The following is a 26,196-nucleotide window of genomic DNA, read 5'->3' on the forward strand; positions in this document are numbered from 1 at the left end:
TGGTCAATGAATCTACTGCCGCCCAAACTACCAGTCCCTAGCGCCATGCCAACCGCCACCGTCGCCGCCTCCATTGGCCCCGCCACCATCGTCATCGTGTCGATCGCAGCGGCCATTGACCTGGACCGGCGTCGCATTCCGAACTGGCTGACCCTCGGGTCATGGATTGCGGCCTTGCCAATGCAGGTTGCCATCCACGGAATCACCGCGGGCTCGCTGGCGTGGCTGTGGGGGTGGATCGCTGGCCTGATCATCTTCCTGCCTTTTTACCTGCTGCGAGGCATGGCTGCTGGCGACGTCAAGCTGATGGCAGCCGTCGGTGCCTGGCTCGGTGCAAGCATGGTGCCGTCGATCGCCATTGCAACCTGGCTGATCGGCGGAGTCTGGGCACTGGCAGTGCTTCTCGTCACCGGACAAACGCGCGCGACGTTCTCGAACGTCGGCAACATGCTGCTGAATGCGGCCATTCAACGCCGCGTCGGGCTGGCTAACGCCGAGGGCAAATCATCCGCTGCTTCCATACCTTATGGTGTCGCCATCGCCGGTGGCACCCTGGCCATTCTTTTTTTCGGTACGTGAAACAGCCAACACAACCGCGCCTGCAGTGTCGGGTGCCTCGATGAGAACACGCAGATCCGCAAACAGGGGGCGGCAATGAACGAGCATCACGACGTGGGACACGCACCTCGACACCTGGAGCCCGTCCCGGCTGGAAAGAGCACCGGCGGCGACCACAGCTCGGTACCGCTGCCTCCCTGGCATGTGCTGCCGCGCACCATCGCGGATACCGGCCTTGAGATCGCCCAGCTGCTCGGCCTGTTAATGAAAGCGGCGTACCTGCACCGTACGGTTACCTTGGCAGTTTTGACGGATTCACTGAAGCTTCCTGCAGCGGTGGTCAACGAAATCGCCACTGTCGCGGTACGCGAGCGCTTGCTGGAAATTGCGCACCGCGGCGCCAGCGACCTCGACGTTCGCTTCCGCCTTACCGATGCCGGCTACACGCGCGCCGCCGAGGCGTCCGCGCGCTGCAGCTACAACGGTCCGGCACCGGTCAGCCTGGATGCTTACATCGAAGCCGTAAAGCACCACTCGGTCAGCCATGGCTCCGTCACCAAGGCCGACGTCACGGCGGCATTTCATGATCTCGTGATCCCGGTCCACTTGCTCGACGCGATCGGCATGGCGCTGAATACCTGCCGGGCGCTGATGATCTACGGCCCAGCTGGCAGCGGCAAGACCTACCTGGCGCAGCGCCTGGGCATGCTGCTGCCGGGAGCGGTGCCGGTGCCGCACGCGATCACCGTGGCCGGGGAAATCATTCAGGTGTTCGACCCCCTGGTGCATGTGCCATTCATTGACAGCGAGGCATCGATGGCACGCCGCTCGCTGGACCGCCGCTGGGTCCTGTGCCACCGCCCGGTAGTGTTGTCCGGCGGCGAACTCACGCTGGCCATGCTGGACCTGCGCTACGACCGCACCGCCGGCTTCTACCAGGCGCCGCCTCACATGAAGGCCAACAACGGTATCTACATTGTCGATGACCTGGGCCGGCAGCTGGTTGGAGTCGATGACCTGCTCAACCGCTGGATTGTGCCGCTGGACCGCTCGGTCGACATGTTCACGCTTCAGACCGGCGTGCGCTTCTCGGTGCCCTTCGACGTCTGGCCGGTGTTCTCGACCAACCTCGAGCCCTCGGCGCTCGGCGACGAGGCCTTCCTGCGCCGCCTCGGCAGCAAGCTCTACGTCGGGCCGCTGTCGCTCGATGACTACCGCGAGGTGTACCAGCGTACGGCCGCGGACTTCGGACTGACCAGCGCCGAAGCCGTCTTTGAATTCCTGGTCGACAGCCTGCACTACGAAAGCGACACGCCGCTGATGGCCTGCCTGCCGCGCGATCTGCTGCGGCTGGTGGCTTCGGGGGTGCGCTATCACGGCCATGCGCCACAGGTAACCCAGGAGGGACTGCTCGCCGCATGGCAAGCCTATTACGGATTGCGGAGCTCGGCCGAAGGCATGCCATCGGCCAGTACGCATCATCACTGGTCCATCGACCAGCGCGCGGCAAGCTGAACGTACCAGCTCACACGGAACTTCCAGGGGAGAGTCATCATGAAAAACACACGCGCAATCCTGATGCTGCTGATTGCCCTGCTCGCCGGCGTGGCGGCTGTGGTGTCGGCGTCGCGATGGCTGATGGAGCAATCGTCCAGTTCGGTCAAACAAGTGGTAGTGGCCGCCAATGACCTGAACCTGGGGCAGCCACTGAACGGCAGCCAGTTGCGCCTGGTCAGCTGGCCCACCGCCAGCGTGCCGCCAGGCGCGTTTGAAGACCTGAAGTTGCTCGAAGGCCGCGTGGTGCGGACCAGCCTGCAGCGCGGCGAACCTGTTCTCGATGCCAAGCTGGCACCCGTAGGCACCAAGGGCGGCCTGTCCGCCGTGATCAACGACGGCAAGCGTGCCATCACGGTGCGCGTCAACGACGTGGTCGGCGTGGCGGGCTTCGCGCTGCCAGGCAACTACGTCGACGTGATCGTCAATACCAACGAGGAAGCCAAGACCACGCAGAACAGCAGCATCTCGAAGATCGTGCTCGAGAAGATCCTGGTGCTGGCCGTGGCACAGCAGGTCAGCCGCGACGATACCCAGCCGAAGGTGGTCAATGCGGTGACGCTGGAAGTCACTCCCGACCAGGCCGAGAAGCTGGACGTGGCGCGCAGCGTGGGCACCCTGTCGCTGGTGCTGCGCAACCAGATGGACGTCGCCGACATCAATACCGGTGGCGCGACCAAGGGCACGCTGCTGGGCAAGGCGCCTGAAGCGCCGCAGGTCAAGGTGGTCACGCAGACGCAAACGCGCACCGTGGTCAAGACCCGCACGGTGGCGGCACAGCCGCACACAGGCAACTGTGTTGGCGTGCTCTCAGGCATCCAGGGCGGCGTCGAGTGCTTCTGAACTCGTACCGCACGGCATCGATGAATTTTGTGCTGTCACACAGCCTCTCCGGGGGGAGATTCAAAATGAACCAGAAACGATCCGAAGCCGCCGGCGGCACCCGCATCCTGGTGCTGGCTGCCATCCTCAGCACACCGCTGGCCGCGGCGGCGCAAACCGCCGTCGAGGCCGGCAACCTGACCCGTGCCACCGCGCCTTCGGCGTCGAAGGGGGTCCAGGCGCCGATGCAGATGACCATCAGCATGGCGCCTGCCGGCGCTGCGACCGCCGGCGCCGCTGCGCCGGTGCCGGCCGCGGACGCGCGTGGCCCGAATTGCACCGGCTCGGTCCGGGCTGAGTCGAGCGTGATCGTTCCGGTCGGCAAGTCGCAGCTGATCACGCTGCAGGAACCGGTAAAAAATCGCACGCTGGGCAACCCGAACGTAGTGCAGGCCACGATGGTATCGGCACAAACGCTCTATGTACTGGGGCGCGCGGTTGGAACCACCAACATGATCGTGCAGGGCCGTAGCGGCGGCTGCAGCATCATCAACGTCGTGGTCAACGCCGATGCCGGCGGTTTGCAGACATCGCTCGGCCAGCTCCTGCCCGGCGAACCCGGCATCAAGGTCATGACGGCTGCAGATAACCTGGTGCTGACCGGCAGCGTCACCAATTCGCAGGCCGCACTGCAGGCCATGGACATCGCACAGGCCTATGCCAACGCCGCGCAGGCTGGCGGTGGTGGCGACGCCAGCAAGAAGGGCGGCGTGCTGAACATGCTGTCCGTCGATACGCCGCAACAGGTGATGCTCGAAGTGAAGGTGGCGGAGGTCTCGAAGACGCTGCTGAACCAGCTCGGCTCATCGGTGAACCTGCAAGGCGGCTTCGGCTCCTGGACCGGCGGCCTGGTGACGTCGCTGCTGACCGGCGCCTCGGCGGCGATCTTCGGCAGCAAGGCCAACAACAAGCCTTTCCAGTTTGCCATTGACGCGCAGAAGAACGACAGCCTGGTGAAGATCTTGGCAGAGCCGAACCTGGTCACCATCAGCGGCCAGGAAGCCAGCTTCCTCGCCGGCGGGAAGATCTACATCCCGGTGGCGCAGGCCAACGTGCTGAACGGTGCCGGCACCGTCACGCTGCAGGAAGAAGAGTTCGGCGTGGGCCTGAAATTCACCCCCACGGTGCTCGCCAATGGCCGCATCCACCTGAAGGTGGCACCGGAAGTGTCCGAGCTGTCACCGACCGGCGCCACCGTCAGTGGCAGCAGCCTGGCGGGTCAGACTGTCTTGCCGCTCATCACGACCCGCCGTGCCTCCACCACCGTGCAGATGCGTGATGGCGAAAGCTTCGCCATCGGCGGCCTGCTGCAGGACAGCGCGCGCGGCTCGCTCAAGGCGCTGCCGGGTGCCGGCGAAGTGCCGGTGCTGGGCACGCTGTTCCGCAGCACGCAGTACCAGCAGGATCTGACCGAGCTGGTGTTCATCATCACGCCGCGCCTGGTCAAGCCGATGGCGACCAACAACTACCCGCTGCCGACCGACAGCTTCACCACGCCTGACCCGTTCTCGCTGTACTTCATGGGCAATATGGAAGGCCACCGCAATGCGCCGCCGGCGCCGGCCCCGTCGCAACCAGCCGCTCCGGCTCCGGCAGCAGCGCCCGCCACCGCGCCGTCGGCGCCGCGCAGCGAAGCCAATCCGGCCACGTCGATCTCGGCCACGCCGAATGGCCGGCCGCTGGAACAGCCCTCCACGGCGTCAGCTCCGTCCCCGGCGACGCCGCCCGCACCGGCCCCAACGGCCCCGCAGCCGGTGGCCGCCGCGCCCAAGGCGCCCGCTGCAACAGCGCGCAGCGTGGCGGCGATAGCGCCGCCGGAGGACTCGGCCTCGCGTATCGCCCGCATCGAAGCCACCGCCGCGCGCCTGGCGCAGGCCCGGACCACGGGCACGGCCAACGGCACCACGTCGGGCAGCAACTGAGCCGCCGCGCCACAGCAAACAGGAGAGCAAACATGAGCAAGATCTCGAAGCTTCCGCGCAGCGCCGCCCTGGTGGCGGGCGCCCTGTCCTGCCTCGGACTGTCGGCCTGCATGACAACCACGCCGGTGTGGGATGGCCAGCGGGGCGTGGCACTCGCCACGGTCAACCAGATGCAGATCATCAACCCCGACGCGCCGGCCGGCCTGCCGACTGTCACCGGCACCGACGGCAAAACCGCCGTGGCTGCGATGCGCAACTTTGACCGCTCGCTGATCCGCATGCAGCCGACCGGCGGCAGCACCGGAGGCTTCGGCATCGACTTCGGCTCCGGCGGCTACGGCGGCATAGGCATGGGCGGCGGCGGCAGCAGCTCGCGCTGAGCATGCCCAGGCACACCATCACGCCGGATCCGGGAAACCAAAAGAGAGACTTGCGAGGACACCATGCTGAAGATCCTGATCGCCTCCGAGAACGCCGAACGGCTGGCCGAGATCAGCCGGCTCTGTGCCGCCGTCGGGAACTTCCGGGCCATGTCGCTTCAGGAAGGCCTGGCCCGCTTCCCGCTCCATGCCAGTCGGCTGCGCATGGCGGACATGCTGATCGTCGAGGTGCCGGAGCTGGGCCCGGCGCAAATGCTGTCGATCGAAGCGCTGCGCCAGCAACACGCCGATCTGCCCTGCATCCTGGTAACGCAGGCGCCCAGCCCCGACGTATTGATCAAGGCGATGCGCGCCGGCATCCGCGATGTGCTGTCGTGGCCGTTGGACAAGGCGCAACTGGCCGAGGCCTTGAGGCGGGTTGAAGCTACCCATGTACCGCGCGCGCAGGAAGCCGCCCAGGTCATCTCGCTGATCGCCTGCAAGGGCGGCGTGGGCACAAGCTTCGTCACTACCAACCTTGGCGATACGATTGCCAGGCAACATGGCAAGCGCGTACTGGTGGTCGACCTCAACCGGCACTTCGGGGACCTGACCCACATCGTCACTGACAAGACACCGCCGTCTACGCTCCCGGACGTCTGCGACCAGGTCGACCGCCTGGATGCAGCCTTCCTCGACGCCTGCGTGGTGCACGTGGAAAGTGGCTTCGACCTGCTCGCGGGAGCCACGGACCCGGTCAAGGCCACGAAGATCCAGAAGGACAAGCTGGAGTGGATCCTGTCCGTCGCGCAGCCGAACTATGACTTCATCATCTTCGATATGGGCCAGAGCATCGATCCGTTGTCGATCAGCATGCTGGACCTGAGCGAACGCATCTACGTGGTGACGGAGCCGGCAGTCGCGTGCGGCCGGCCAAGCCGCCGACTGCTCGACATCCTGCACGCGCTGCACTACCCGGCGGGGAAGATCCAGGTTGTACTTAACCGCACGGGCCGCAAGAACGAGGTGCCGCGCACAACCATGGAAGAGATCCTGGGGATGAAGGTGACGGTGACCCTGCCCGATGATCCGTCAGCCGTGGATGAAGCCGTGAGCCACGGCGAACCGGTTGGCAAGCTGAGCCGGCGCAGTGCAATCGCCCGGGCGTTACAGGCCATGGCCGCACAACTTGCCGCCCCGCCCGAGAACGGCCGCCATAGCAAAGCCGAATCCATTTCGCCACTGCGTCGCCTGATGTTGCGCACCAAGAGTACCTGACGATTGCCGCCTGGCCGCGCCAAACCCAATTCCAATGAAGGAGCCCATCATGTCGATCCGCGAACAGCTTGCCGGTGCCGGCCCCGCATTCACGACCAATGGCCACGCCGCGATCCAGTTCGCGACGGCCACGCCTGCCGGCATGGCTACGTCTCCGGGATACCACGCCCTCAAGCGCGAAGTGCACGAAACCGTGCTGGACCGCATCGAACTCGAGCGCCTGGCGCGCTATCCGCAGGAACAGGTGAGACAGGAAGTCGCCACACTAGTGAACCTGATCATCGACGAGCAACGGGTCCTGCTCAATGACAACGAACGACGTCAACTGACGGTCGAGATCTACGACGAGATGTTTGGCTTCGGTCCGCTTGAGCCCCTGCTAAAGGATCCCACGGTGTCCGACATCCTGGTCAACACTGGACGCCAGACCTATGTGGAACGACGCGGCAAGCTCGAACTGACCGACGTCGTCTTCTATGACGATGCGCACCTGATGAAGGTCATCGAGAAGATCGTCTCGCGCGTGGGCCGCCGCATCGACGAAACCAGCCCGATGGTGGATGCACGCCTGCCGGACGGTTCGCGCGTCAACGCCATCATTCCGCCGTCCGCCATCGACGGCCCCCTGCTGTCGATTCGCCGCTTCTCCGTCAACCCGCTCCAGGTTTCGGACCTCGTGGAACTGCGCAGCCTGACGCCGCCGATGGCGCAGCTGCTGCAGGCGCTGTCCAAGGCCAAGATCAACGTGCTGGTATCGGGCGGCACCGGCAGCGGCAAGACCACGCTGCTGAATATCCTGTCCGGCTTTATCCCCGAGGACGAACGCGTGATCACCATCGAGGACGCGGCCGAACTGCAGCTGCGCCAGCCCCACGTCCTGCGGTTGGAAACGCGCCCGCCCAACATCGAGGGCAAGGGCGAGATCACGCAACGTGCGCTGGTGCGCAACGCGCTGCGGATGCGCCCGGACCGCATCATCCTGGGCGAAGTGCGCGGCGGCGAGGCACTGGACATGCTCAACGCCATGAACACCGGCCACGAGGGATCGCTGACCACCATCCACGCCAACACGCCGCGCGATGCCCTGACCCGCCTGGAGAACATGGTCAGCATGGCCGGCCTGACCATGCCGGCCAAGGCCATGCGGCAGCAGATCGCCTCGGCGATCACGGTCATCGTCCAGGCCGCGCGCATGACCGATGGCCGGCGCAAGATCATCAGCATCTCCGAAATCACCGGCATGGAAGGCGACATCATCAACATGCAGGAGATCTTCACATTCCAGCGTACCGGCGTCGACAAGGACGGCACCGTGCGCGGTCATTTCCGCGCGACGGGGGTGTACCCGAAGTTCGCCGAACGCCTGCGTGTGTTCGGCGTCGGATTGCCCGACGAAACCTACGATCCGGCCAAGCGCCATGAGGTCTGAGGCAGACACCGACTATCGCAACGATAACGCTACGCGGAGACACTCATGAGCATGATCTTCTATGCCTTTGGCATTTTGCTGTTCGTGGCCGTGGTGCTCTGCGTCGAGGGCGTCTTCATCTGGTGGAACAGCACGCATGGTGCGGCGGCCAAGCGCATCGAGGCACGGCTGCGGGCGCTGTCCGCCGGGGGCCAGGTCGGCTCCGAGCAGCTGTCGATCCTCAAGAAGCGGCTGCTCGCCGGGTCGCCGCGCATGCAGAAACTGTTGATGAGCATGCCCCGTGTTGGCGCGCTCGACCGCTGGCTCGAGCAGTCGGGCAGCTCCTGGTCAGTGGCCCAGTTGATGGGCTACTGCGCGACGGTGGCTCTGTGCACCGTCGCGCTGATTCCGGTATCGCCGGTGCCCACACCGCTGATGCTGGTCGCCGCCGCGATCGCCGCGGTCCTTCCGGTCCTCCACGTGTCGCGCCAGCGGGCCAAGCGGATCATCCAGATGGAAGCGCAGTTGCCCGATGCCGTCGACATGATCGCCCGTGCATTGCGCGCCGGGCACGCGTTCAGTGGCGCGCTCGGCATGGTCGGCCAGGAAATGAAGGCGCCAATCGGCCCGGAGTTCCGCACCACTTTCGAGGAAATCAACTACGGTGTTGCGCTTGACGAAGCCATGACCAACTTGGCAATACGGGTACCCGTAGCCGACTTGCGCTACTTCGTCATTGCGGTCCTGATCCAGCGCGAAAGCGGGGGCAACCTGGCCGAGATCCTCGACACCATCGGCAACATGGTGCGCGAACGCCTGAAGCTGTTCGCGAAGATCCGGGTGCTGTCTGCGGAAGGGCGCATGTCTGCCTGGGTGCTGGGTCTGCTGCCCTTTGCCACCGGTGGGATGGTCATGGTGGTCAACCCCGACTTCATGAAAGTGCTGTGGGAAGATCCGATTGGCCTGAAGATGGTCGGCGGCGCACTGGTAATGATGGTGCTCGGCGTCTTGTGGATGCGCAAGATCATCCGCATCCGGGTATGACATCACCAAGATCGCAACGCAGGCAGCGCTCGAACAACATAGTGCTCGCGATTACGGGCAGGTAGCCTGACGGGGAGTCCATCATGCAAGGCATCATTCAGGGGTTTCAGTCCGATCAGCTGGTCGTGCTTGGGTTGATCTTCGTGGCGGCATTTGGCACGGTGTTTGGCGTGCTCTATGCGTTCTCGCCCAACCGCATGCGCGGCCGCGCCGAGCAACTCGCGGGCCAGGCAGGGCAGGTATCCACTGGTGCCGGAAGGCAGCAGGCCCTGATCGACAAGCTCGTGCAATGGGCGCAGCCGGTCTCGCGACTGTCGCTGCCCAAGGAAGGATGGGAAGGTTCGCAATTGAGGGTGCGTTTCATGAACGCCGGGTGGCGTGGCGCAAGCGCCGCGCCGCTGTACTTCACCGCCAAGACAGTACTGGCAATCGCCCTGCCCATGGTCGGCCTGATCGCAGTCAGCAATCATCCGGCGCTACAGCAGCAACACACCATGCTCGCGTTGCTGACGCTGCTTGCCACCATCGGCTATTACCTGCCGAACACCGTGCTGTCGCACAAAGTGTCCGAACGCCAACGAGCGGTTTTCGAAGAATTCCCCGACGTCATCGACCTTCTGACGGTATGCGTGGAAGCGGGCCTCGGCCTCGACGCGGCGCTGATGCGCGTGGCCGATGAACTGGCCCTGCGCTGCCCGGTCCTTGCCGACGAACTGCAACTGATGCTGCTGGAGCTGCGCTCCGGCTTCTCCAAGGAGAAGGCGCTTTCCAACCTTTCGTTACGCACCGGTGTGGAAGATGTTGACAAGTTTGCATCCATGCTGATTCAGGCCGACCGCTTCGGTACCAGCCTGGGCGACTCGCTGCGCGTGCTGTCCGACATGTTGCGCACCAAGCGCCGCTTGCGGGCAGAAGAACAGGCAGCCAAGATTGCGCTGAAGCTGTTGTTCCCGCTGATTTTTACGATCTTCCCGTCACTGCTGCTGGTACTGCTGGGCCCGGCATTCATCCAGATCTATCGCGTCCTGTTGCCGACCATGGCCGGCCAGGGATAGCGTATCCGGATAGCCGGAAACGGTTCCCCCGGCTGTCTCCCGGTGCAACGCCGGCAAGACGGTCTTTGCCCGGGCCTGGCTCCGGGCTTTTTCGCCTTCTGCGAGAGCTCTCTGCGGCACCGCTCCGATCCACGGGACTTGACCGGATCGCCAGCCTTCTGAAGAATTCAACCGTCCGTTGCACGACGCACCATCCGAATGAATTCGCCCGGAGTTCCCATGAAACTACGTATCCTGAGCGACCTGCATATCGAGCACTCCATGCCGCAATCCGTGCCGGACTGCGAAGCAGATATCGTGATACTGGCCGGCGATATCGCCAATGGCCGCGAAGGCATCGATTGGGCAACTCGAACCTTCGGTCAGCCGGTGATCTACGTGCCGGGGAACCATGAGTATTACGAAGGCAACGTCGACGCGGTGGACCGGATCATGGCGGACGCGGCTGCCGCGCATCCCGGTGTGCACCTCCTCAACGGCGCGGTGGCGGAGTTCAGCAGCGCCAGTGGACGCGTACGCGTCCTGGGCACGACCTGGTGGACAGACTATTGCCTGTTCGGCGCCGACAGGCGCGAGGCATCGATGCAGGCCTGTTCTGCCGTGATGCTGGACCACCGTCTGATCGAGCTAAATGGTGACGACGGCCACCTTCGTCACTTCTCGCCGGAAGACGCGCTGGCGCGCCACGAGGTCGCCTCTGTGTGGCTCGCCAGGGAACTGGCGTTGCCCTTCGATGGCAAGACCGTGGTGGTCACACACCACGGCCCCGACCTCGGCAGCCTCGATCCGCGCTACTCGCACGACCTGGTATCCAGTGGCTTCCTGTCGCGACGGCCTGATCTGGTAGCGCAGGCCGATCTCTGGATCCACGGCCATACGCATACCAGCTTCGACTATTGGATCGACTCGTCGCGCGTGGTATGCAACCCTCGCGGCTATGTCAGCCGCCGCACTGGCGAGCTCGAAAACGCCCAGTTTGACTGGTGCTGCGTGGTCGAGATTTAATGCAAGCGCGGATTGCCTTGCGCCCGTACCAAGGGAAGCGGGGTCCGCCGCGCTTATCCTTCCTTTCGTCGGCCGATGACGCATCGCCGCCGATGCACCGCTCATTCGAGACGCATCAGGTGGCGCCATTCCGTACCCATATTGTCGTCGGTAACCTGGCTCATACCGACAGTGCGAGCCAGGATGCGCGGACAGGATTCCATGGCATCCTCGCGACGAGAGCTGGCACGGTGCAGCGAGGATTCCCACTCGGCCATCAAGGCATCTGCGACGAGGCGGTCCTGGGCCCTACCCGCATCGAGGACCGGCCGGCCATTGACGCGATAGGCTTCCAGAGTCCGGCGGAAGTGTTCGAAGTCCCAGGCCAGAGGTGCACGCGACACAACCATATGATTGCTGAAACGCGCCCCGTAGGGGAATGACAGGCAAGCCGTGCGCTGAACCCGCTCCGAATCGGTCGTGTTGTAGTAAAGGATCCCCCCTGGATTTAAATGGGCATCGGCCAGTTGAAGGAACTCGGCAGACAGAAGATTGGTGGCATTGGCCCGGAAATGCCAAGTTGTATTAGAGACGATGGCGTCAAAACGCCGGTCGCGGTTCATGCGCAACCAGCGGCGTCCGTCATCAGTAACGAGTGTCACCTTGGGATTGCTCAGTACAGACGCAACTTCCGCCGCCCCCGCCACCAATTCCACGTAGCCGGGGTTGATCTCCACGATCGTGAGCGATCGGACTTCCGGATTGTTGGCAATCACCTGTGCCCACGAACCCGATGACAGTCCGATCATCAGCACGTCGCGCGGGTGGCGATGGAACAGGTTCAGCGCATAGGGACGCAGAATGCCATTTGTGTCATGCCGCAGATCGACGTTGAAACGGCCGTCATACATACCGCCGCCATACACAGTACCCTCCCGATCAACCGTGATGATGCCACTGCGGTTTTCGATCACATGAGCGAAGGGCCCCTTGGCTTCGGGTGAACCTTTCCATAACAGCGATTCCAGTACGCCGATACTGAGCGCCGGGAGTGCCACTACGGTCAACACGCCCATGGCGCCGGCACAGCCGGCATGCCAGCGCTTCACCTGCGGTGGTAGTGGCAGCCACGCGTGCAACAACAACAAGCATGCGACACCAGCCCCAACCAACACCATGGAAATGCTGACTAGTCCGAGATGCTCCATCAGGACAAAGCCGGTAAGGACGCTGCCCGTGGCCGAGCCGGCGATGTTGGCAAGATAGAGTAGAGCAATGCGCATACCGGCATGGCCGTCGGGGGACACGCCCCAATGGGCCAGGCAAGGTAGCAGCGCCCCCCAATTGCGAGCCACCACGAACACCACCAGCAGCGAGACGCCAAGCTCCGCGCCACCGGGCAGGGGGAAATGCGCCAGCAATGGCAGAAACAGCAAGCCCACCAGATTGGCCTTTAGCAGCGAACCTGACAACTGCCGCATTCCGTGTTCCAGCGCCCCGGCGCACCACTCCCCCGCCTGGCGCGATCCCGAGGCGATGCCGATCAAGAATGCTGCCAAAGTAGCCGAGAAAGCCGAGGCCCCGCTCCCGGAAGCATAAGACACTGTGCGGAAGAAAAAGATCTCATACGAGAGCGAGATTGCCCCGCCAGCACAAGCCAGGGCCACCACCGCGCCAAAGCGCAGTGCTGGTGTCGTGGTCGACGAAAACACCTGCGATGGTGCCGCGCCTGTATCGCCCCTACCACGGTCGCGCCAATGCGCGACCAACGCCACCACTGCTACGGCTGCGTTGATCGCAACCGCCACGTACACCGCGGCCTGCATGCCGAGAAAGGGGAACAGCAACACGGTACAGATCAGGCAAGCAACACCAGCCCCCAATGTATTGACGTAGTACAGCAAACCAACGGAGCCGCCCACGTTCCCTGAGCGTCGAGCCAGGTGTCCAACCAGCACCGGCAGCGTTGCGCCCATGAGCAACGTCGGCGCCAGCACCAGCGCCAGCGCCACTGCCGCTGTCGCGCTTAAGGGCAGACCCAGCGCTAGTGTGCCAACCCGATCAAATACATCAAGCGAAACGAGGCCGAAGGTTCCGGTAAGAAGTTCGATCGCAGCCAGCAACGGAAGCAGGGCAAGGCCGCGTCGCTTCGACAGCAACCCTCCCGCGAGACTGCCCAGGCCAAGTCCCAGCATGAAGGCGGTGACGACGATGGTCACCGACTCGATATTGACGCCGAGAATCCGAAACAGCGCCCGTTGCCATATCAGCTGGTAAATGAGCGCCGGGAATCCGGAAAAGAAAAACAGAACGCAGATGGTGTGCTTCCAACGCAGCGCAGTGGCATCCGTCGGGATTCTTCCGTCATCTCGAACCCGTATTTCCGTCGGCAATGCGTTTGCGATCGGGTTTCTCGTTTCCATGGATTCCCCTCTGGCCCATCATTCCTCTTCTCTGTAGCGCGTTAGCGATTCGAATACAACGGGCCAGCCAAAGTGCGAAGCGGGCACGCGATGCGCCCCGGCTCAGACCGGCTGAGGCGCTGCAGCGGGCTCCGCCCTTGCCGGCGTGCTCCTGTGGGCAAGCAAGTGCAGCGCGCCAGCAGTCAGCGCCCACAATCCCACGCCAGCCACGACATCGACAAGATAGTGACCACCTTCGGTGGGGGTCGACATGATCATCAACAGGTTAAGCAGGCCGATGATCACCACGCCCACGCGCGTCCAGCGCATCGCTTGCACAAAGAACAGCGCCATGGCCGTGTGATACGACGGAAGCGATATCAGGCCTTGCATTTGCGCAAGGTCGAACACCCGCATCGATCCTTCTCGCAGCACGCTGAAGTGAGAAACGGTAGCCATCTCTGCAGGGCTCGCCACGCCGAAAAAAACAAAGGCTCCGGCCGCCGGCCATGGAGCCGCGATCAGCAGCAGCAGCACACATGAGAGCATCAGGTTGGAAAGAAACTCCCGCAAGTAGGCAGCCCGCCCAAGCAGACCGATCAGCATTGGCACCAGCACCAGTTGAGGCAAACCGCTGGCATAGGCCAGCTGCAGGACGAAGCTAAGTGTCCAATGCGACCGCACCCAGGCATAGGCCCGCGGCCAGTCAAAGCCCAGCATCGTATCCAATGCCGCCAGTTTGGTGTCCACCAATGGAGGAGCGAGCGTGACAAGCAAGTAGGACAAGACACTCATGACACTGGTGAAGGCAACCATCAACGCGCCACACTGCGCTACCAGCGCCAGCCGTCGGTAGTGAAGTCCGCGCGTTGTAGTCGTTACGCGTGGGAGGCCTGCAATCAAATTCAGCACGAAGGCGATGCCCCCCAGGATGGCCACGGCCACGCATTGCGCGACCAGACTGCCATGCGTGACCGAATGCCCGCTGACAATCAGCCAGACGAAATCCAGCGCAAGAATCACGAGCACAAACGCCCATCGGATAGCATCGCCCCGGGTAAACACCTGAGTATCAGTTGTCATTTTGCAGTCCCCCGGAACCGTTCGGACGGAAATCTAGGCCCTGCCGAGGAGGCATGGTGCATCCACTCGCAAACTTTCGGCTAGCCGACCCGCCCTTCTTGCCGCGTTGCGGTTTGGGACGCTGGGATCCTAGCTGCATACAGTGCCGCTTCCAGGATCCTGCCCCATGATTTCCCGTGGAAGATAGGTCACGAATCCGGGTACTGTCAGGCCGGAAGAGAACCCGATCCATGCCGCCGGTGATACCGGGGAAGCGCTCATCCCTGTCACGCTGACGGAAACCCCGGTACAGGATGTGCTGTCGCAACTTGCGCTGATGCCGTTCGCGTCGTACCAGGTAACAGCGACATTGCTGGACGAGAGACTCGGAACGATCTGTTGCATCCGGCTGAGCACTGATCCCGATCCTCGCCCGCACACCACGGCCTGCCTTGCGCCCCACCGCGTGGCTTCCGCCACGGAGTTCCAGGTGAACAGAACGCGCCCGAACTCCAGTATTCCAAGAAGCACCGCAAAGAAGAGCACTGCGACGAGCGCAAACTCCACGGCCGTCGCACCCCGCTGATGCCTATTCATATGCCTGCCTCATCGTGGCTGAGATGTCGCTGAAGGAAATCGACGTCAGGGAATTGCTGCCGCCGGTGTAGAACCGCGTGAAGCCAAACAGGTCCAGCAGCGGTGTAAACGTATAGCCGGAGATCCGTACCGTAACCGTGTTGATGGCAGGATTGCTGCCCTGACCCATATTGGAAGTACAGGTCGGATCCGCCGCGTCGCAAATGCTGACCATGCCGATGGTCAGGCCCGGCACCAGCGTCGCCTGGTTATTGGTCACCACCGGAGTACCGTAGACCACCAGCTGCTGTGCCATGGCATGTGCCGCCGCGTTGCCCGCTGCCTGCGTACTCAGATAGCGGGCTGCATCACGGACCGACTTGGCCAGCGTGTTGTACGTATAGATGGCGCGGCCAAACTCGGTGACTGCAAAGCAGATCGCCAGCAGCAGTGAGATGGTGATGGCGAACTCGACGAGCGCTACGCCTTTTTGTCGCTGTTTCATCGATTCCCCCTACTGTACGAGCGCCGGAATCATGGGGCCGAAATTGCCGCCGGCCAGGCCGTTGGTCGTGCAAGGACTGCTGATGCTCGCGGCGTTGCCGAGGTATTCGAACTGCACGGTATCTGTCGGACCGCTGATCGGCTGCAACATGAGCATGCAGGCAAAATCAGCCACTTTCGATGACGAAACCACCGGCACGATGACAAGGCGACGGCTCATCCCCAGCTTGGCGATGTCCCCCGTGCTGCCTGGTGAGGCCAGGTTCTTGTAGCCTCCCATCATGTTGAGGCCAGTAATGTTGTCGCCGGCTTTTACATCCGTGCCTGTATCGGCATAGCTGGCGAAGGTGAGCCGCTTGGCTTTGAAGTTGACCGCAGTCGGGTCGGCTCCGCCGGATGTGCCGGTATACGCGTTCCTGCCATTGGGCCAGTTCTTGATCGTGTAGGCATAGCCTGTGAAATCAGGCCGCAACGTCTGCATGTCTCCATTGTTCTTGTAGATGCCGAAGCGGCCGTTCCACTGATCGTCGACCGCGACTTTTGCGCCCGGGGTCCGCAGCGTATCGTTGACCTTGGAATTGCAATACCCGACCGACATCTCGTTCTTTGTCTCATTGGCATTGGTCGAGCCGTCCAGGTTGTACCACCCCATTTCCCCGGGACCAGCCGTCTTCGTCCCGTCGTAGAGTACCGGCACCCATTCGCCAACCGCGAAGCCATAGTCGGGCGAAGTCCCGCCGGATTTCGGGAGCAGGCCAACAGGGATCGGACAGGTGCTCTGAGCGTGGGTACGCGTGGCAACGCCTACGGCGGCCACGGCATTGCTGGTTGGCCCACCAACCATCTGGATCAGGAAAGCCACGATCCCGCTGGTCAGGTGGTTGCACTTGGCGTAGCGCGCATTGGCCACCGGCGTGAACGTCGAACTGAATGCGCCGGTGAGCGAGTCGCTGAACGTGACATCCGTGTCAATGAGCGATGCAGATGCCTTCTGGTATTGAACCTTGTTGGCGTTCCCGGCGGTCAGGCCGGCGCTGGTCGCCCGTGTCAGGGCATCCGCGGCGCCATCCAGTTCCTGCGCCGCCGCCAGCGCGCAGCTGTCGACGGCCGACTGCAGCTCGGTCTTGGCAACGAACATGGCCCCAAGGTCGATGACCAGCCCGGCCATGCCGAGCAGCACGGCGAGGGTCAGGCCCACAATCGGAAGAATGACCCCTCTTTCCTTCTTGTTGTCGTACCTGGACATATGGCTTCGCCCTTGGATATTCATGTGAGCACGATGGGGCGAATTGCGGGAACGGGTCCGAATAGCCATTACCCCGGCGAAACTTCCCAAGCCCTACCGACGTACATGCATTCTTGGCGATGCGTACGGCAATTGGTATCGATCCAATGGGGGAACGGGCCGCCCGGCTGTCAGCCGGGAAGCGATCAAGAAATGAAACGCGGGAACGAGAACACAGGACGCCGTGAGGGCTGGCGTAGGTTCTGCGACCAGACAGGGTCTGGCGTAGCCGGCTCAATAGTGCCAGTGGATGCACTTACTGCAACGCTTAGCCGTATTGAGGCACCTGTGCTGCCCCGGCTAAGTCCGCAGCGTGTTGCAGAGTTGATTCATACCTCTGGCGAAAAGGCGTCACCGCATCGAGGCAAACAGCGCGCGCCAACATGACTTCGACACAAGCAAAAACCCCCGCAAGCTTTCGCTTGCGGGGGTTTTTTCAGACAGCCTGCCCGTTAAGGCAGTCGGTCGGCACAAATTACATCATGCCTTCCATGCCGCCCATGCCGCCCATGCCGCCCGGCATTGCCGGAGCCGACTCTTCCTTCGGCGTTTCAGCAACGGCGCAATCCGTGGTCAGCATCAGCGAAGCCACCGAAGCAGCGTTCTGCAGTGCGGTGCGGGTGACCTTGGTCGGGTCCAGCACGCCCATTTCCACCAGGTCGCCGTACTCGCCCGAAGCCGCGTTGTAGCCGTAGTTGCCCTTGCCTTCGATAACCTTGGCAACGACGACCGAAGCTTCTTCACCAGCGTTCAGCACGATCTGGCGCAGCGGCTCTTCCATGGCGCGCAGCACGATCTTGATACCGGCGTTCTGGTCCGGGTTTTCACCGGTCAGTGCCGAGATCGCAGCGCGGGCACGCAGCAGGGCCACACCGCCGCCGGGGACGATGCCTTCTTCCACTGCAGCGCGGGTAGCGTGCAGGGCGTCTTCGACGCGGGCCTTCTTTTCCTTCATTTCGACTTCGGTGGCAGCGCCAACCTTGATCACGGCAACACCGCCGGCCAGCTTGGCCACGCGCTCTTGCAGCTTTTCACGGTCGTAATCCGAAGTCGCTTCTTCGATCTGGGCGCGGATCTGCTTGACACGGCCTTCGATCGCACCAGCGTCGCCGGCACCGTCGATGATGATGGTGTTTTCCTTGCCGATCTCGATGCGCTTGGCCTGGCCGAGGTCGTTCAGGGTCGCCTTTTCCAGCGTCAGGCCGATTTCTTCGGCGATGACGGTGCCGCCGGTCAGGATGGCGATGTCTTCCAGCATGGCCTTGCGGCGGTCGCCGAAGCCCGGAGCCTTGACGGCGGCGGTCTTCAGGATGCCACGGATGTTGTTGACCACCAGGGTCGCCAGGGCTTCGCCTTCGACGTCTTCAGCGATGATCAGCAGCGGGCGGCCGGCCTTGGCCACTTGCTCCAGCACCGGCAGCAGGTCGCGGATGTTCGACACCTTCTTGTCGAACAGCAGCACGAACGGGTTGTCCAGCTGGACAACCTGCTTTTCCGGGTTGTTGATGAAGTACGGCGACAGGTAGCCGCGGTCGAACTGCATGCCTTCCACGACTTCCAGCTCGTCGGCCAGCGACTTGCCGTCTTCGACGGTGATCACGCCTTCCTTGCCGACCTTGTCCATGGCTTCGGCAATGCGCTCGCCGATCGAGGCGTCGCTGTTGGCCGAGATCGCGCCAACCTGGGCGATTTCCTTGCTGGTGGTGGTGGGCTTGCTGATCTTCTTCAGCTCTTCCACGGCGGCGCCGACAGCCTTGTCGATACCGCGCTTCAGGTCCATCGGGTTCATGCCGGCGGCGACGAACTTCATGCCTTCGCGCACGATCGACTGGGCCAGAACGGTAGCGGTGGTGGTACCGTCACCGGCGTTGTCGCTGGTCTTGGAAGCCACTTCCTTGACCATCTGGGCGCCCATGTTCTGCAGCTTGTCCTTCAGCTCGATTTCCTTGGCCACGGACACGCCGTCCTTGGTCACGGTCGGGCCGCCGAAGCTGCGCTCCAGCACCACGTTGCGGCCCTTCGGACCCAGCGTAACCTTCACTGCGTTGGCGAGGATGTTCACGCCTTCGACCATCTTGGCACGGGCGGCGTCGCCAAATACTACGTCTTTTGCTGCCATGTTCTGATTCTCCTAATTCGGTACGGTGCTAGTCGTCAACAAGTAATTACTTGTTCACCACGGCCATGATGTCTTCTTCGCGCATGACCAGCAGTTCCTGGCCATCGACCTTCACGCCCTGGCCGGCATACTTGCCGAACAGCACACGGTCACCCACCTTGACGTCGAGGGCAATGTTGTTGCCCTTGTCATCCTTCTTGCCCGGGCCGATGGCCAGCACTTCGCCTTGATCCGGCTTCTCGGCGGCGTTGTCGGGAATCACGATACCGGACGCGGTCTTGGTTTCGTTGTCCAGACGCTTCACGATCACACGGTCGTGCAAAGGACGCAGATTCATACGGGACTCCTAGATACAAAAGTGAGTTTTGATTCACAAGCGAGCCGCGATCAGGGTCGGCGGCCGCGGAATTTCGGGTACCGCAGGGGGCTGTTAGCACTCACCCCCAGCGAGTGCTAATTATAGGGACGCGGTATGGCCATTTCAAGACAGCGACTTGATGGGGGTTTTCCCTTGGTGGGTGTCGGGGGCCTTTAGTGACGCGGAGGCGAAGGTGGCGAGGTGGCGAGATTCGTTCAACCCTGGCCTCTTACGGCTTCCCGCGCCAGCCTGAACTCCTCGCGCAATGTCCCCGGCTGTCACGCCGGCGCCCCGCCACGTCAATCCCGATGGCGATGGCCTTCCTAGAATGCTGACAGTTCATTCCGGGCACGTGGCGGTGCCCGCAACCGGTGACAGGCAACGATGGCGAACTCTGAGCGATTTCTGGTAACCGGGGCACTGGGATGTATCGGCGCATGGACGGTGCGCCGGCTCGTACAGGAAGGCGTGCCGGTCGTTGCCTTTGACGCGGACAACGATGTCCGGCGCCTGCGCCTGTTGATGGACGACGCACATCTGTCGCGCGTCGAGATGGTTCGCGGCGACATCACGGACCTGGGCCTGCTCGAGGCAACACTGGACAGGTATCGCATCACGCATGTCATTCACCTGGCGGCGCTGATTCACCCAAGGTTCAAGGCCGATCCCCTGCTGGGGGCCCGCGTCAACGTGCTGGGCGGCGTGAATCTGTTCGAGGCAGTGGCGCGGCGCGCCCAGCGGATCGCCGGCATCGTGTACGCGTCATCGATCGCGGTGTACGACAGTTGCGGCGCGGCGAGCGATGCAACCGTCCTGCACCACACCCGCGGGCATCCGACGACCCTCTATGGTGTGTTCAAGCAGGCAGAAGAGGGCATGGCGCGCGTGTATTACCAGGACAGAGGCGTCTCCAGCATCGGCCTTCGCCCGGCAACAGTATTCGGCGCCGGAAGAGACTATGGCCTGACCGCGGCGCCCACCCAGGCGGTCCTGGCGGCAGCGCTCGCGCGTCGTTTCCATATTCGATACAGCGGCCGCAGCCAGATTCACTATGCCGACGACCTTGCGCGCATGTTCATCGCGTGCGCACGTTCCGGCTATCGCGGCGCTGACGTCTTCAATATCCACGGCAGCGTCGCAGACATGGGCGAAGTCGTCGAGACGATCGAGTCGGTCATACCGGAAGCGCGCGGAACGATCACGTTCGCCGGGCCATCGCTCGGACTGCCCGAAGACTACGACGCGACCGCGCTGGAGAATGTGATTGGTCCCCTGCCCCGCACGCCGCTGCGCGAAGCAGTAAGCGAGACCTTCAGACTCTTCCGCAGCGGGATCGCCAGCGGCGCAATCCGCGACATCTGATTCCGTTTGCCGCGGCGGTGCCGTCGCGCCACGATCTGCGCATTCCCCGACGCATTTCCCCGTTTTCCCACATTGCCTCCGAGGGCATCCCCGGATTGGGCTTTCCCTAACTGTCCCGAAATGTCAAATATTTGCCCCTGAATGTTAAGACGCTTTGCGCCGCCCACCCATACTTCTCGCACGACTGCCGTCGTCCATGGCACCCATTTCGAGACCACACCCATAACGGGGAGACATCTATGCCAATCCGCCCTACCCTGAACTGCGTGCGCCGCGCCGCCGTCTGCGCTGTCCTGGCCCTGTCCATGCCCGTCGCCATGGCATGGACCAACAAGCCCGTCCGGGTGCTGGTCCCCGCGCCTGCCGGCGGCACCATGGATGTGCTGGCACGCGTGCTGTCCGAAGCGATCACAGCCGAACTGGGCCAGTCCGTGGTGGTCGACAACAAGCCGGGGGCCGGCGGCGGCATTGCGATGAACACGTTGCTGGCGGCGCCGGCCGATGGGCAGACCATCCTGGTGTCGACCACCAATGTGCTCACGGAGATCCCGCATGTGATGAAGGTCTCTTACGATCCGATGAAGGACGTGAAGCCGGTGGCCGCGGTGGCCAGGTCGACTCTCCTGCTGGTCGGCTCGACGACCTTGCCGCCCAAGGACCTGCCGAGCCTGATCAGCTATGTAAAGGCCCATTCGGGCCAGCTCAGTTTTGCTTCCTACAGCGCGGGCACCGTCGCCCACTATGCTGGCCTGATCATGAACCAGAAAGCTGGCATGGATCTGCAGCACGTGCCCTTCGCCGGCTCTCCGCCGGCGCTGACACAGGTCATGGGCGGACAGATCGCGGTGATGTACGACGGCATGGTGACCTCGCTGCCGATGATCAAGGCCGGCAAGCTGCAGGGCTATGCCCTGGCCGCGAAACAGCGTTCGCCGCTGCTGCCGCAAGTCCCGACCTTTGCCGAGCTGGGCTATCCGGACATTGACTTCAACAACTGGGCGGGCGTGTTCGTATCGTCCAAGGTGCCGGCGGACGTGGTCCAGAAAATCCAGGCTGCCGTCTACAGGGCGGCCTCGACGCCCAAGGTGCAGGAGCGGATTCTCGGGCTCGGCTTCGAGACCGTACCGGCGCAAACCCCGGCTCAGCTTGGCCAGGCCTTGCGCGCCGAATACGATCGCAATGCCGCCATCGTGAAGACCTATAACATCCAGCCCTGACGGACCGCGGCTCCGGCGGCGTTGGCTGCCGCCTTCCTGCCGGAGCTCGCGCTCAGTCACCGACGATCATCGCGGCGATCTGCCGCAATCATTCAAGCTTCGCCGGTTGCGCTCCGTCTTCCCCGGCGCCCGTCGCCCGCGTGTCCCCCGGATACGCAATGTCCCCAACGGTCACGTCGAAGACCCGCACCATCATCCGCCCGGCCGCCTGCTTCCCTAGACTCGGTACACATGCCTTACGGCGCAGCGCAGGGCGCTGATGCCGCGATACCTGCCACCCGGACGCGCGCCGGGAAACATGAAGGAGCCAGCATTGCCATTCGAGACCTGTGCCCTCGACCAGGCTGATACCCCTGAAGAGGTAGGGCTGTCCGCGCGGCGGCTGCAGTCGATTTCATCGGTGCTCAATGCCGATGTCGACCGTGGCAAGATCCCGGGCGCCGTCGTGCTGGTTGCGCGCAAGGGCCGGATCGCCTGGTTCGAGGCGTTCGGCTTCGAGCATGCGGATACACCGCGCCGTCCGATGCAGCGCCACTCCGTCTTTCGCCTTGCTGCGATGACCCGGCCCGTCACTGGCGTGGCGGCGCTGATACTGATGGAAGAAGGCCGACTGGCCCTGAACGATCCGGTCGAACGCTACCTCCCGGAATTCGCGCACCTCCAGGTAGGCGTCGAGACGGCCGACGGGAAACCCGGCGGGCGCCGCCTTGTGCTCGAACCGGTGCGCCGCGCCATGACCGTCCACGACCTGTTCCGGCACACGTCCGGCCTGACATACGGGCAGTTTGGCGATTCGCTGGTGCAGCGGCAGTATCGCGAAAGCGGCACGATGGACCCCGGGCAGACCAATGCCGAGATGGTCGCAAAGCTGGCGGCCATCCCGTTGCAATGCCAGCCAGGCGAGGTGTTCGAATATGGCATGTCCACCGACGTGCTCGGCCGCGTCATCGAGATTGTCTCGGGCATGGACCTGGCCCGCTTCGTCGCGGAGCGCGTGACCCAGCCGCTGCGCATGCATGCAACGGCCTTCGGGCTGAAGCGCCGGGACGGCGCCGGCCTGGCACTGCCATCCGGCGCATCCGGCAAATCGACCGCCCTGTTCGACTACGACGAGCACGACCCGCCTCGCTGGCATTCCGGTGGCGCCGGCCTGCTGTCCACGGCCGGCGACTACGCGCGCTTCTGCCAGATGCTCCTCAACGGCGGTGTGCTCGATGGCGTGCGCCTGCTCTCCAGGAAGACCGTCGCCTTGATGCTCGGCAACCATCTGCCCCCGACCACGCGCTATGGCAGCTCGACCACCGGGCTCGGCATCAACGCGCCATTGCCCGATCTCGGCCAGGGCCACGGCCTGGCAGTGGGCGTACGCACCGCGCAGGGCCTGAGCCCGGTGCCGGGATCCGACGGCGATTTCTACTGGGGCGGCGCCCTCGGGACCTATTTCTGGGCGGATCCGCACGAGCAACTGGTCGCCATCCTGATGCTTCAGGAAAACGACCTGGCGACGCGCGTCGGATACCGGTCCCTGTTGCGCAACATCGTATATGGCGCGTTGGAAGACTGAGCAGCGAGCGCGTTACGGCGACCGGCAGTGCGGCCCGCGCACACCGCACCAGGCACAAATTATGGAGGAGCAAGCATGAAGACAATGAACCGGCGCTGGATCCTCAGGCAGCGCCCCGTCGGCGATATCGGCGACAACGACCTGCAGCTCGTTGAAACACCGCTGCCACAACCGCGCGACGGCGAGATCCTGGTGCGCAACATCTATCTCATGGTAGCGCCGACCAACCGCGTCTGGATGAGCGAGATCGACCAGTACATGGCCCCGGTGGCGCTGGGCGAGGTGATGCGCGGCGTCACCATGGGCGTCGTCATCGAATCCCGCCACCCGGAGTTCAGGCCTGGCGACATCGTCGAAGGTGGCATGGCGTGGGAAGAGTACTCGGTAACGCGGACCGCGCGGCGCGTCCCGGTGGAGTACGGCCTGCCCCTGCCTGCGTATGCGAGCGTGCTTGGCAGCTCCGGCATGACCGCCTATTTCGGCATGCTCGACATTGCCAGACCCAAGGCTGGCGAGACCATCGTAGTGTCGGCCGCCGCGGGCGGCGTCGGCTCGATCGCCGGCCAGATCGGCAAGATACTCGGCTGCCGGGTGGTGGGCGTCGCCGGTGGCCGGGCCAAATGCCAACTCGTCAGGGATGAGTTCGGCCTCGATGCCTGTGTCGACTACAAGGGCGGCAACCTGCTTGCCGATCTTCGCGACGCCTGCCCGGACGGCATCGACGTCGATTTCGAGAACGTGGGCGGGGACACCATGGATGCCGTGCTGGCCCTGATCAATCCGGGCGCCCGCATCGCCCTGTGCGGGATGATCTCGACTTACAACGCAAGCGGCGACTGGTGGAGCCCGAAGCTGTTCCGCAACGTCATCATGAAACGCGCCCGCATCGAAGGCTTCCTTATTGCCGACTACCGTTCGCGGTTCCACGAAGCCGCGGAAGCCCTGGCGAAATGGGTCAGGGACGGCCGGCTCAAGTACCGCGTCGACATCGTTGACGGCATCGAGCAGGCGCCCGCCGCCCTGAACCGCCTGTTTACCGGCAAGAACACCGGCAAGCAGCTTGTCCGCCTCGCGCCAGAATCCGTAATCGGCTGAATACCGCGGCCGCGCAGCCCTTAACCACCAATATCCATGATTCATACAGACATCGGCGGCAACGAGTCCCGGCCGGACGCCCGCCCCCGCCTTCAGGACTTTCAGGGCAAGACGGCAATCATCACAGGCGCCGCGTCGGGCATCGGCCTGGCACTGGCCGAGGCACTGGCGGCGCGCGGCGCCGACCTTGCGCTGGCCGACATCGACGCGCACGGGCTTGACGCTGCACGCGAACGGCTCGCATCGACCGGCAGGCGCATCTGCACGCGCGTACTGGATGTTTCCTCCGATGCGGACGTGCGCGATGCGGCGGCGGAGTTCGCGGCGAAACTGGGGCGCATCCACCTGGTCTTCAACAACGCCGGCATCGATATGAGCGGCGAACTGGCTTCGCTATCGGAGCAGGACTGGACCCGCGCGTTCGGCATCAACGTGTTTGGCGTGATTCACGGTATCCGTCATTTCCTGCCGCTGCTGCGCCGGCACGGCGAGCCGGCGCATTTTGTCAACACGGCGTCAGGCGCGGGCTTCTGGGTAAATGGCGACTTTCCCATGGGCGCCTACGCGGCCACGAAATACAGCGTGGTGGCCCTCTCCGAGGCACTCGAGCAGGAACTCCGCGGCACCGGCATTGGCGTCTCGGTGCTTTGTCCTGGCCCGGTGAAGACCCCCATCGCCGAACGCTCAAGCCATACGAGCGAATCGTTCCGTGCCAGCGTTGCCGCTGGCACGGCGCCGGAACTGGTGGCCAGCCAGACACTGGAGGCGATTCGGGCAGGCGAGTTCTACATCTTCACGCCGACACGCATGAAGCCGCGCCTGGAAGCACGATTCGCGCGGATTCTCGGCGCGCTGGAGCGCGCGCCCGCCATCACCACCGGAGCGCCCACGACATGATTCATCTCATCTTCCTCTGCACGCGGCGCCCCGATGTGGACCGCCACGATTTCCTGCGCTACTGGCGAGAAGCGCATGCGCCGCTGGCGGCGGACTTGCCCGGTGTGCGGCGCTACGTCCAGAACACCGTCCGTGCGGTCCCCGGTCAGGCTGCGCACTACGATACCGTGGACGAGATCTGGGTCGACGATAGTGCGGCTCTCGATGCGCTCCTGCACAGCGCGGAGTATGCCGGGTCGGCGCTGGCGGGCGCTGGCAAACTGGTCGACCCCGGGCTCTGCGTGCGTCTGCACACAACGGATCACGTCGTACATGCCGGCGCATCGATCGCCAGGGACGAATCGTTGCCAAAGCGAATGACCTTCTTCAAGCGCAAGGCGAATCTTGGCCGCGCGGACATGCTGCGCTACTGGCGCGGCACGCATGGGCCATTGGCCGCGTCGGTGCCGGGTCTGCGCCGCTATGTCCAGAGTGCCACGCTGCCGGCCGCCTGTGCCGATGCCTGTGAGCAAGGCGAGCCGCGGTTCGACGGCGCGGCGCAGATCTGGTTCGAGGACGATGCCGCGCTGCAGGAAGCGGTGTGCTCCCCGCTCTTCCGGGAATCAGTCAAGCCGGACGAAGCGAACTTTATCGATACCAACGCCGCCGTGACGCTGTCGATTGAAGCTGAGCACCGCATTGTCTGGCCGCAAGCGGCCTGAACAAGACCGC

Annotated in this window: 23 protein-coding genes; 16 read left to right on the forward strand and 7 right to left on the reverse strand. The window is 63.6% G+C overall.

What is annotated here, in order from left to right; translation table 11 throughout:
* Positions 1 to 45: 45 nt before the first annotated feature.
* The 10 genes from AC3FKG_RS16370 to AC3FKG_RS16415 all read left to right on the forward strand — a co-directional run bounded on the left by AC3FKG_RS16370 (position 46) and on the right by AC3FKG_RS16415 (position 11,065).
* Positions 46 to 579 carry an A24 family peptidase gene (locus tag AC3FKG_RS16370; RefSeq protein ID WP_483710666.1) on the forward strand — a complete coding sequence of 178 codons (534 nt, stop codon included), beginning with the start codon at positions 46 to 48 and terminating at the stop codon, positions 577 to 579.
* Between the two features lie 75 nt (positions 580 to 654).
* Positions 655 to 2,073, forward strand: coding sequence for a DUF8689 domain-containing protein (locus AC3FKG_RS16375; protein WP_483710665.1), 1,419 nt, complete (start codon positions 655 to 657; stop codon positions 2,071 to 2,073).
* A gap of 39 nt (positions 2,074 to 2,112) precedes the next feature.
* The gene (gene cpaB, locus AC3FKG_RS16380) at positions 2,113 to 2,955 is read left to right on the forward strand and encodes a Flp pilus assembly protein CpaB (protein WP_483710664.1); all 843 of its coding nucleotides are present in this window, start codon (positions 2,113 to 2,115) and stop codon (positions 2,953 to 2,955) included.
* Positions 2,956 to 3,020: 65 nt separating this feature from the next.
* Positions 3,021 to 4,916: a type II and III secretion system protein family protein gene (locus AC3FKG_RS16385; protein ID WP_488743561.1), complete on the forward strand. Its 1,896-nt coding sequence runs from the start codon at positions 3,021 to 3,023 to the stop codon at positions 4,914 to 4,916.
* A gap of 32 nt (positions 4,917 to 4,948) precedes the next feature.
* Positions 4,949 to 5,296, forward strand: a complete 348-nt coding sequence (locus AC3FKG_RS16390; protein ID WP_483710662.1) for a hypothetical protein — start codon at positions 4,949 to 4,951, stop codon at positions 5,294 to 5,296.
* 63 nt (positions 5,297 to 5,359) lie between these two features.
* Positions 5,360 to 6,553, forward strand: a complete 1,194-nt coding sequence (locus AC3FKG_RS16395) for a CpaE/TadZ family protein (RefSeq protein ID WP_483710661.1) — start codon at positions 5,360 to 5,362, stop codon at positions 6,551 to 6,553.
* Positions 6,554 to 6,602: 49 nt separating this feature from the next.
* Entirely contained in the window at positions 6,603 to 7,982 is a 1,380-nt protein-coding gene (locus AC3FKG_RS16400) for a TadA family conjugal transfer-associated ATPase (protein ID WP_483710660.1), read from the forward strand.
* Positions 7,983 to 8,027: 45 nt separating this feature from the next.
* Positions 8,028 to 9,005 (forward strand): type II secretion system F family protein, encoded by a 978-nt coding sequence (locus AC3FKG_RS16405; RefSeq protein WP_488743562.1) that lies wholly within the window; start codon positions 8,028 to 8,030, stop codon positions 9,003 to 9,005.
* 83 nt (positions 9,006 to 9,088) lie between these two features.
* Positions 9,089 to 10,060 carry a type II secretion system F family protein gene (locus tag AC3FKG_RS16410; protein ID WP_488743563.1) on the forward strand — a complete coding sequence of 324 codons (972 nt, stop codon included), beginning with the start codon at positions 9,089 to 9,091 and terminating at the stop codon, positions 10,058 to 10,060.
* Between the two features lie 219 nt (positions 10,061 to 10,279).
* The gene (locus AC3FKG_RS16415; protein WP_483710657.1) at positions 10,280 to 11,065 is read left to right on the forward strand and encodes a metallophosphoesterase family protein; all 786 of its coding nucleotides are present in this window, start codon (positions 10,280 to 10,282) and stop codon (positions 11,063 to 11,065) included.
* A gap of 101 nt (positions 11,066 to 11,166) precedes the next feature.
* Here the strand turns inward: AC3FKG_RS16415 and AC3FKG_RS16420 are convergent, their stop codons facing one another.
* The 7 genes from AC3FKG_RS16420 to groES form a co-directional block, all read right to left on the reverse strand.
* Positions 11,167 to 13,467, reverse strand: a complete 2,301-nt coding sequence (locus tag AC3FKG_RS16420; RefSeq protein ID WP_483710656.1) for a spermine/spermidine synthase domain-containing protein — start codon at positions 13,465 to 13,467, stop codon at positions 11,167 to 11,169.
* Between the two features lie 102 nt (positions 13,468 to 13,569).
* Positions 13,570 to 14,529, reverse strand: a complete 960-nt coding sequence (locus tag AC3FKG_RS16425) for a phosphatase PAP2 family protein (RefSeq protein ID WP_488743564.1) — start codon at positions 14,527 to 14,529, stop codon at positions 13,570 to 13,572.
* A 129-nt stretch (positions 14,530 to 14,658) separates the two neighbouring features.
* Complete coding sequence (locus AC3FKG_RS16430) at positions 14,659 to 15,105, reverse strand: TadE/TadG family type IV pilus assembly protein (RefSeq protein ID WP_483710654.1); 447 nt, start codon at positions 15,103 to 15,105, stop codon at positions 14,659 to 14,661.
* Positions 15,098 to 15,589: a TadE/TadG family type IV pilus assembly protein gene (locus tag AC3FKG_RS16435; RefSeq protein WP_483710653.1), complete on the reverse strand. Its 492-nt coding sequence runs from the start codon at positions 15,587 to 15,589 to the stop codon at positions 15,098 to 15,100. Before AC3FKG_RS16435 ends, AC3FKG_RS16430 begins: the two co-directional genes overlap by 8 nt.
* Positions 15,590 to 15,598: 9 nt before the next feature.
* The gene (locus tag AC3FKG_RS16440; RefSeq protein WP_483710652.1) at positions 15,599 to 16,834 is read right to left on the reverse strand and encodes a TadE/TadG family type IV pilus assembly protein; all 1,236 of its coding nucleotides are present in this window, start codon (positions 16,832 to 16,834) and stop codon (positions 15,599 to 15,601) included.
* Positions 16,835 to 17,348: 514 nt separating this feature from the next.
* Positions 17,349 to 18,992, reverse strand: a complete 1,644-nt coding sequence (gene groL, locus AC3FKG_RS16445; protein WP_483710651.1) for a chaperonin GroEL — start codon at positions 18,990 to 18,992, stop codon at positions 17,349 to 17,351.
* A gap of 46 nt (positions 18,993 to 19,038) precedes the next feature.
* Positions 19,039 to 19,329 carry a co-chaperone GroES gene (gene groES, locus AC3FKG_RS16450; protein ID WP_008644494.1) on the reverse strand — a complete coding sequence of 97 codons (291 nt, stop codon included), beginning with the start codon at positions 19,327 to 19,329 and terminating at the stop codon, positions 19,039 to 19,041.
* 405 nt (positions 19,330 to 19,734) lie between these two features.
* Here groES and AC3FKG_RS16455 point away from each other — a divergent pair, with 405 nt between their 5' ends.
* The 6 genes from AC3FKG_RS16455 to AC3FKG_RS16480 all read left to right on the forward strand — a co-directional run bounded on the left by AC3FKG_RS16455 (position 19,735) and on the right by AC3FKG_RS16480 (position 26,186).
* On the forward strand, positions 19,735 to 20,712 hold the full coding sequence (locus tag AC3FKG_RS16455) for an NAD-dependent epimerase/dehydratase family protein (protein ID WP_488743565.1): 978 nt from the start codon (positions 19,735 to 19,737) through the stop codon (positions 20,710 to 20,712).
* Positions 20,713 to 20,951: 239 nt separating this feature from the next.
* Positions 20,952 to 21,929, forward strand: a complete 978-nt coding sequence (locus tag AC3FKG_RS16460; RefSeq protein WP_483710649.1) for a Bug family tripartite tricarboxylate transporter substrate binding protein — start codon at positions 20,952 to 20,954, stop codon at positions 21,927 to 21,929.
* A gap of 313 nt (positions 21,930 to 22,242) precedes the next feature.
* Positions 22,243 to 23,493: a serine hydrolase domain-containing protein gene (locus tag AC3FKG_RS16465; protein ID WP_488743566.1), complete on the forward strand. Its 1,251-nt coding sequence runs from the start codon at positions 22,243 to 22,245 to the stop codon at positions 23,491 to 23,493.
* Between the two features lie 75 nt (positions 23,494 to 23,568).
* Positions 23,569 to 24,588 carry an NADP-dependent oxidoreductase gene (locus tag AC3FKG_RS16470; protein ID WP_483710647.1) on the forward strand — a complete coding sequence of 340 codons (1,020 nt, stop codon included), beginning with the start codon at positions 23,569 to 23,571 and terminating at the stop codon, positions 24,586 to 24,588.
* 36 nt (positions 24,589 to 24,624) lie between these two features.
* Positions 24,625 to 25,485: an SDR family NAD(P)-dependent oxidoreductase gene (locus tag AC3FKG_RS16475; RefSeq protein ID WP_488743567.1), complete on the forward strand. Its 861-nt coding sequence runs from the start codon at positions 24,625 to 24,627 to the stop codon at positions 25,483 to 25,485.
* Positions 25,482 to 26,186 carry an EthD family reductase gene (locus AC3FKG_RS16480; protein WP_488743568.1) on the forward strand — a complete coding sequence of 235 codons (705 nt, stop codon included), beginning with the start codon at positions 25,482 to 25,484 and terminating at the stop codon, positions 26,184 to 26,186. Before AC3FKG_RS16475 ends, AC3FKG_RS16480 begins: the two co-directional genes overlap by 4 nt.
* Positions 26,187 to 26,196: the final 10 nt, after the last annotated feature.

The sequence above is a fragment of the Cupriavidus sp. 22TCCZM04-2 genome, assembly GCF_057798895.1.

Excerpts from the sequence above, each read along its gene's own strand:
- AC3FKG_RS16435 (WP_483710653.1), bottom strand. The coding sequence starts at position 15,589 with ATGAAACAGCGACAAAAAGGCGTAGCGCTCGTCGAGTTCGCCATCACC.
- AC3FKG_RS16375 (WP_483710665.1), top strand. The coding sequence starts at position 655 with ATGAACGAGCATCACGACGTGGGACACGCACCTCGACACCTGGAGCCC.
- AC3FKG_RS16400 (WP_483710660.1), top strand. The coding sequence starts at position 6,603 with ATGTCGATCCGCGAACAGCTTGCCGGTGCCGGCCCCGCATTCACGACC.
- AC3FKG_RS16440 (WP_483710652.1), bottom strand. The coding sequence starts at position 16,834 with ATGTCCAGGTACGACAACAAGAAGGAAAGAGGGGTCATTCTTCCGATT.
- groL (WP_483710651.1), bottom strand. The coding sequence starts at position 18,992 with ATGGCAGCAAAAGACGTAGTATTTGGCGACGCCGCCCGTGCCAAGATG.
- cpaB (WP_483710664.1), top strand. The coding sequence starts at position 2,113 with ATGAAAAACACACGCGCAATCCTGATGCTGCTGATTGCCCTGCTCGCC.
- AC3FKG_RS16480 (WP_488743568.1), top strand. The coding sequence starts at position 25,482 with ATGATTCATCTCATCTTCCTCTGCACGCGGCGCCCCGATGTGGACCGC.
- AC3FKG_RS16390 (WP_483710662.1), top strand. The coding sequence starts at position 4,949 with ATGAGCAAGATCTCGAAGCTTCCGCGCAGCGCCGCCCTGGTGGCGGGC.
- AC3FKG_RS16455 (WP_488743565.1), top strand. The coding sequence starts at position 19,735 with ATGGCGAACTCTGAGCGATTTCTGGTAACCGGGGCACTGGGATGTATC.
- AC3FKG_RS16430 (WP_483710654.1), bottom strand. The coding sequence starts at position 15,105 with ATGAATAGGCATCAGCGGGGTGCGACGGCCGTGGAGTTTGCGCTCGTC.
- AC3FKG_RS16415 (WP_483710657.1), top strand. The coding sequence starts at position 10,280 with ATGAAACTACGTATCCTGAGCGACCTGCATATCGAGCACTCCATGCCG.
- AC3FKG_RS16385 (WP_488743561.1), top strand. The coding sequence starts at position 3,021 with ATGAACCAGAAACGATCCGAAGCCGCCGGCGGCACCCGCATCCTGGTG.
- AC3FKG_RS16470 (WP_483710647.1), top strand. The coding sequence starts at position 23,569 with ATGAAGACAATGAACCGGCGCTGGATCCTCAGGCAGCGCCCCGTCGGC.
- AC3FKG_RS16395 (WP_483710661.1), top strand. The coding sequence starts at position 5,360 with ATGCTGAAGATCCTGATCGCCTCCGAGAACGCCGAACGGCTGGCCGAG.
- AC3FKG_RS16405 (WP_488743562.1), top strand. The coding sequence starts at position 8,028 with ATGAGCATGATCTTCTATGCCTTTGGCATTTTGCTGTTCGTGGCCGTG.
- AC3FKG_RS16370 (WP_483710666.1), top strand. The coding sequence starts at position 46 with ATGCCAACCGCCACCGTCGCCGCCTCCATTGGCCCCGCCACCATCGTC.
- AC3FKG_RS16410 (WP_488743563.1), top strand. The coding sequence starts at position 9,089 with ATGCAAGGCATCATTCAGGGGTTTCAGTCCGATCAGCTGGTCGTGCTT.
- groES (WP_008644494.1), bottom strand. The coding sequence starts at position 19,329 with ATGAATCTGCGTCCTTTGCACGACCGTGTGATCGTGAAGCGTCTGGAC.
- AC3FKG_RS16425 (WP_488743564.1), bottom strand. The coding sequence starts at position 14,529 with ATGACAACTGATACTCAGGTGTTTACCCGGGGCGATGCTATCCGATGG.
- AC3FKG_RS16420 (WP_483710656.1), bottom strand. The coding sequence starts at position 13,467 with ATGGAAACGAGAAACCCGATCGCAAACGCATTGCCGACGGAAATACGG.
- AC3FKG_RS16460 (WP_483710649.1), top strand. The coding sequence starts at position 20,952 with ATGCCAATCCGCCCTACCCTGAACTGCGTGCGCCGCGCCGCCGTCTGC.
- AC3FKG_RS16475 (WP_488743567.1), top strand. The coding sequence starts at position 24,625 with ATGATTCATACAGACATCGGCGGCAACGAGTCCCGGCCGGACGCCCGC.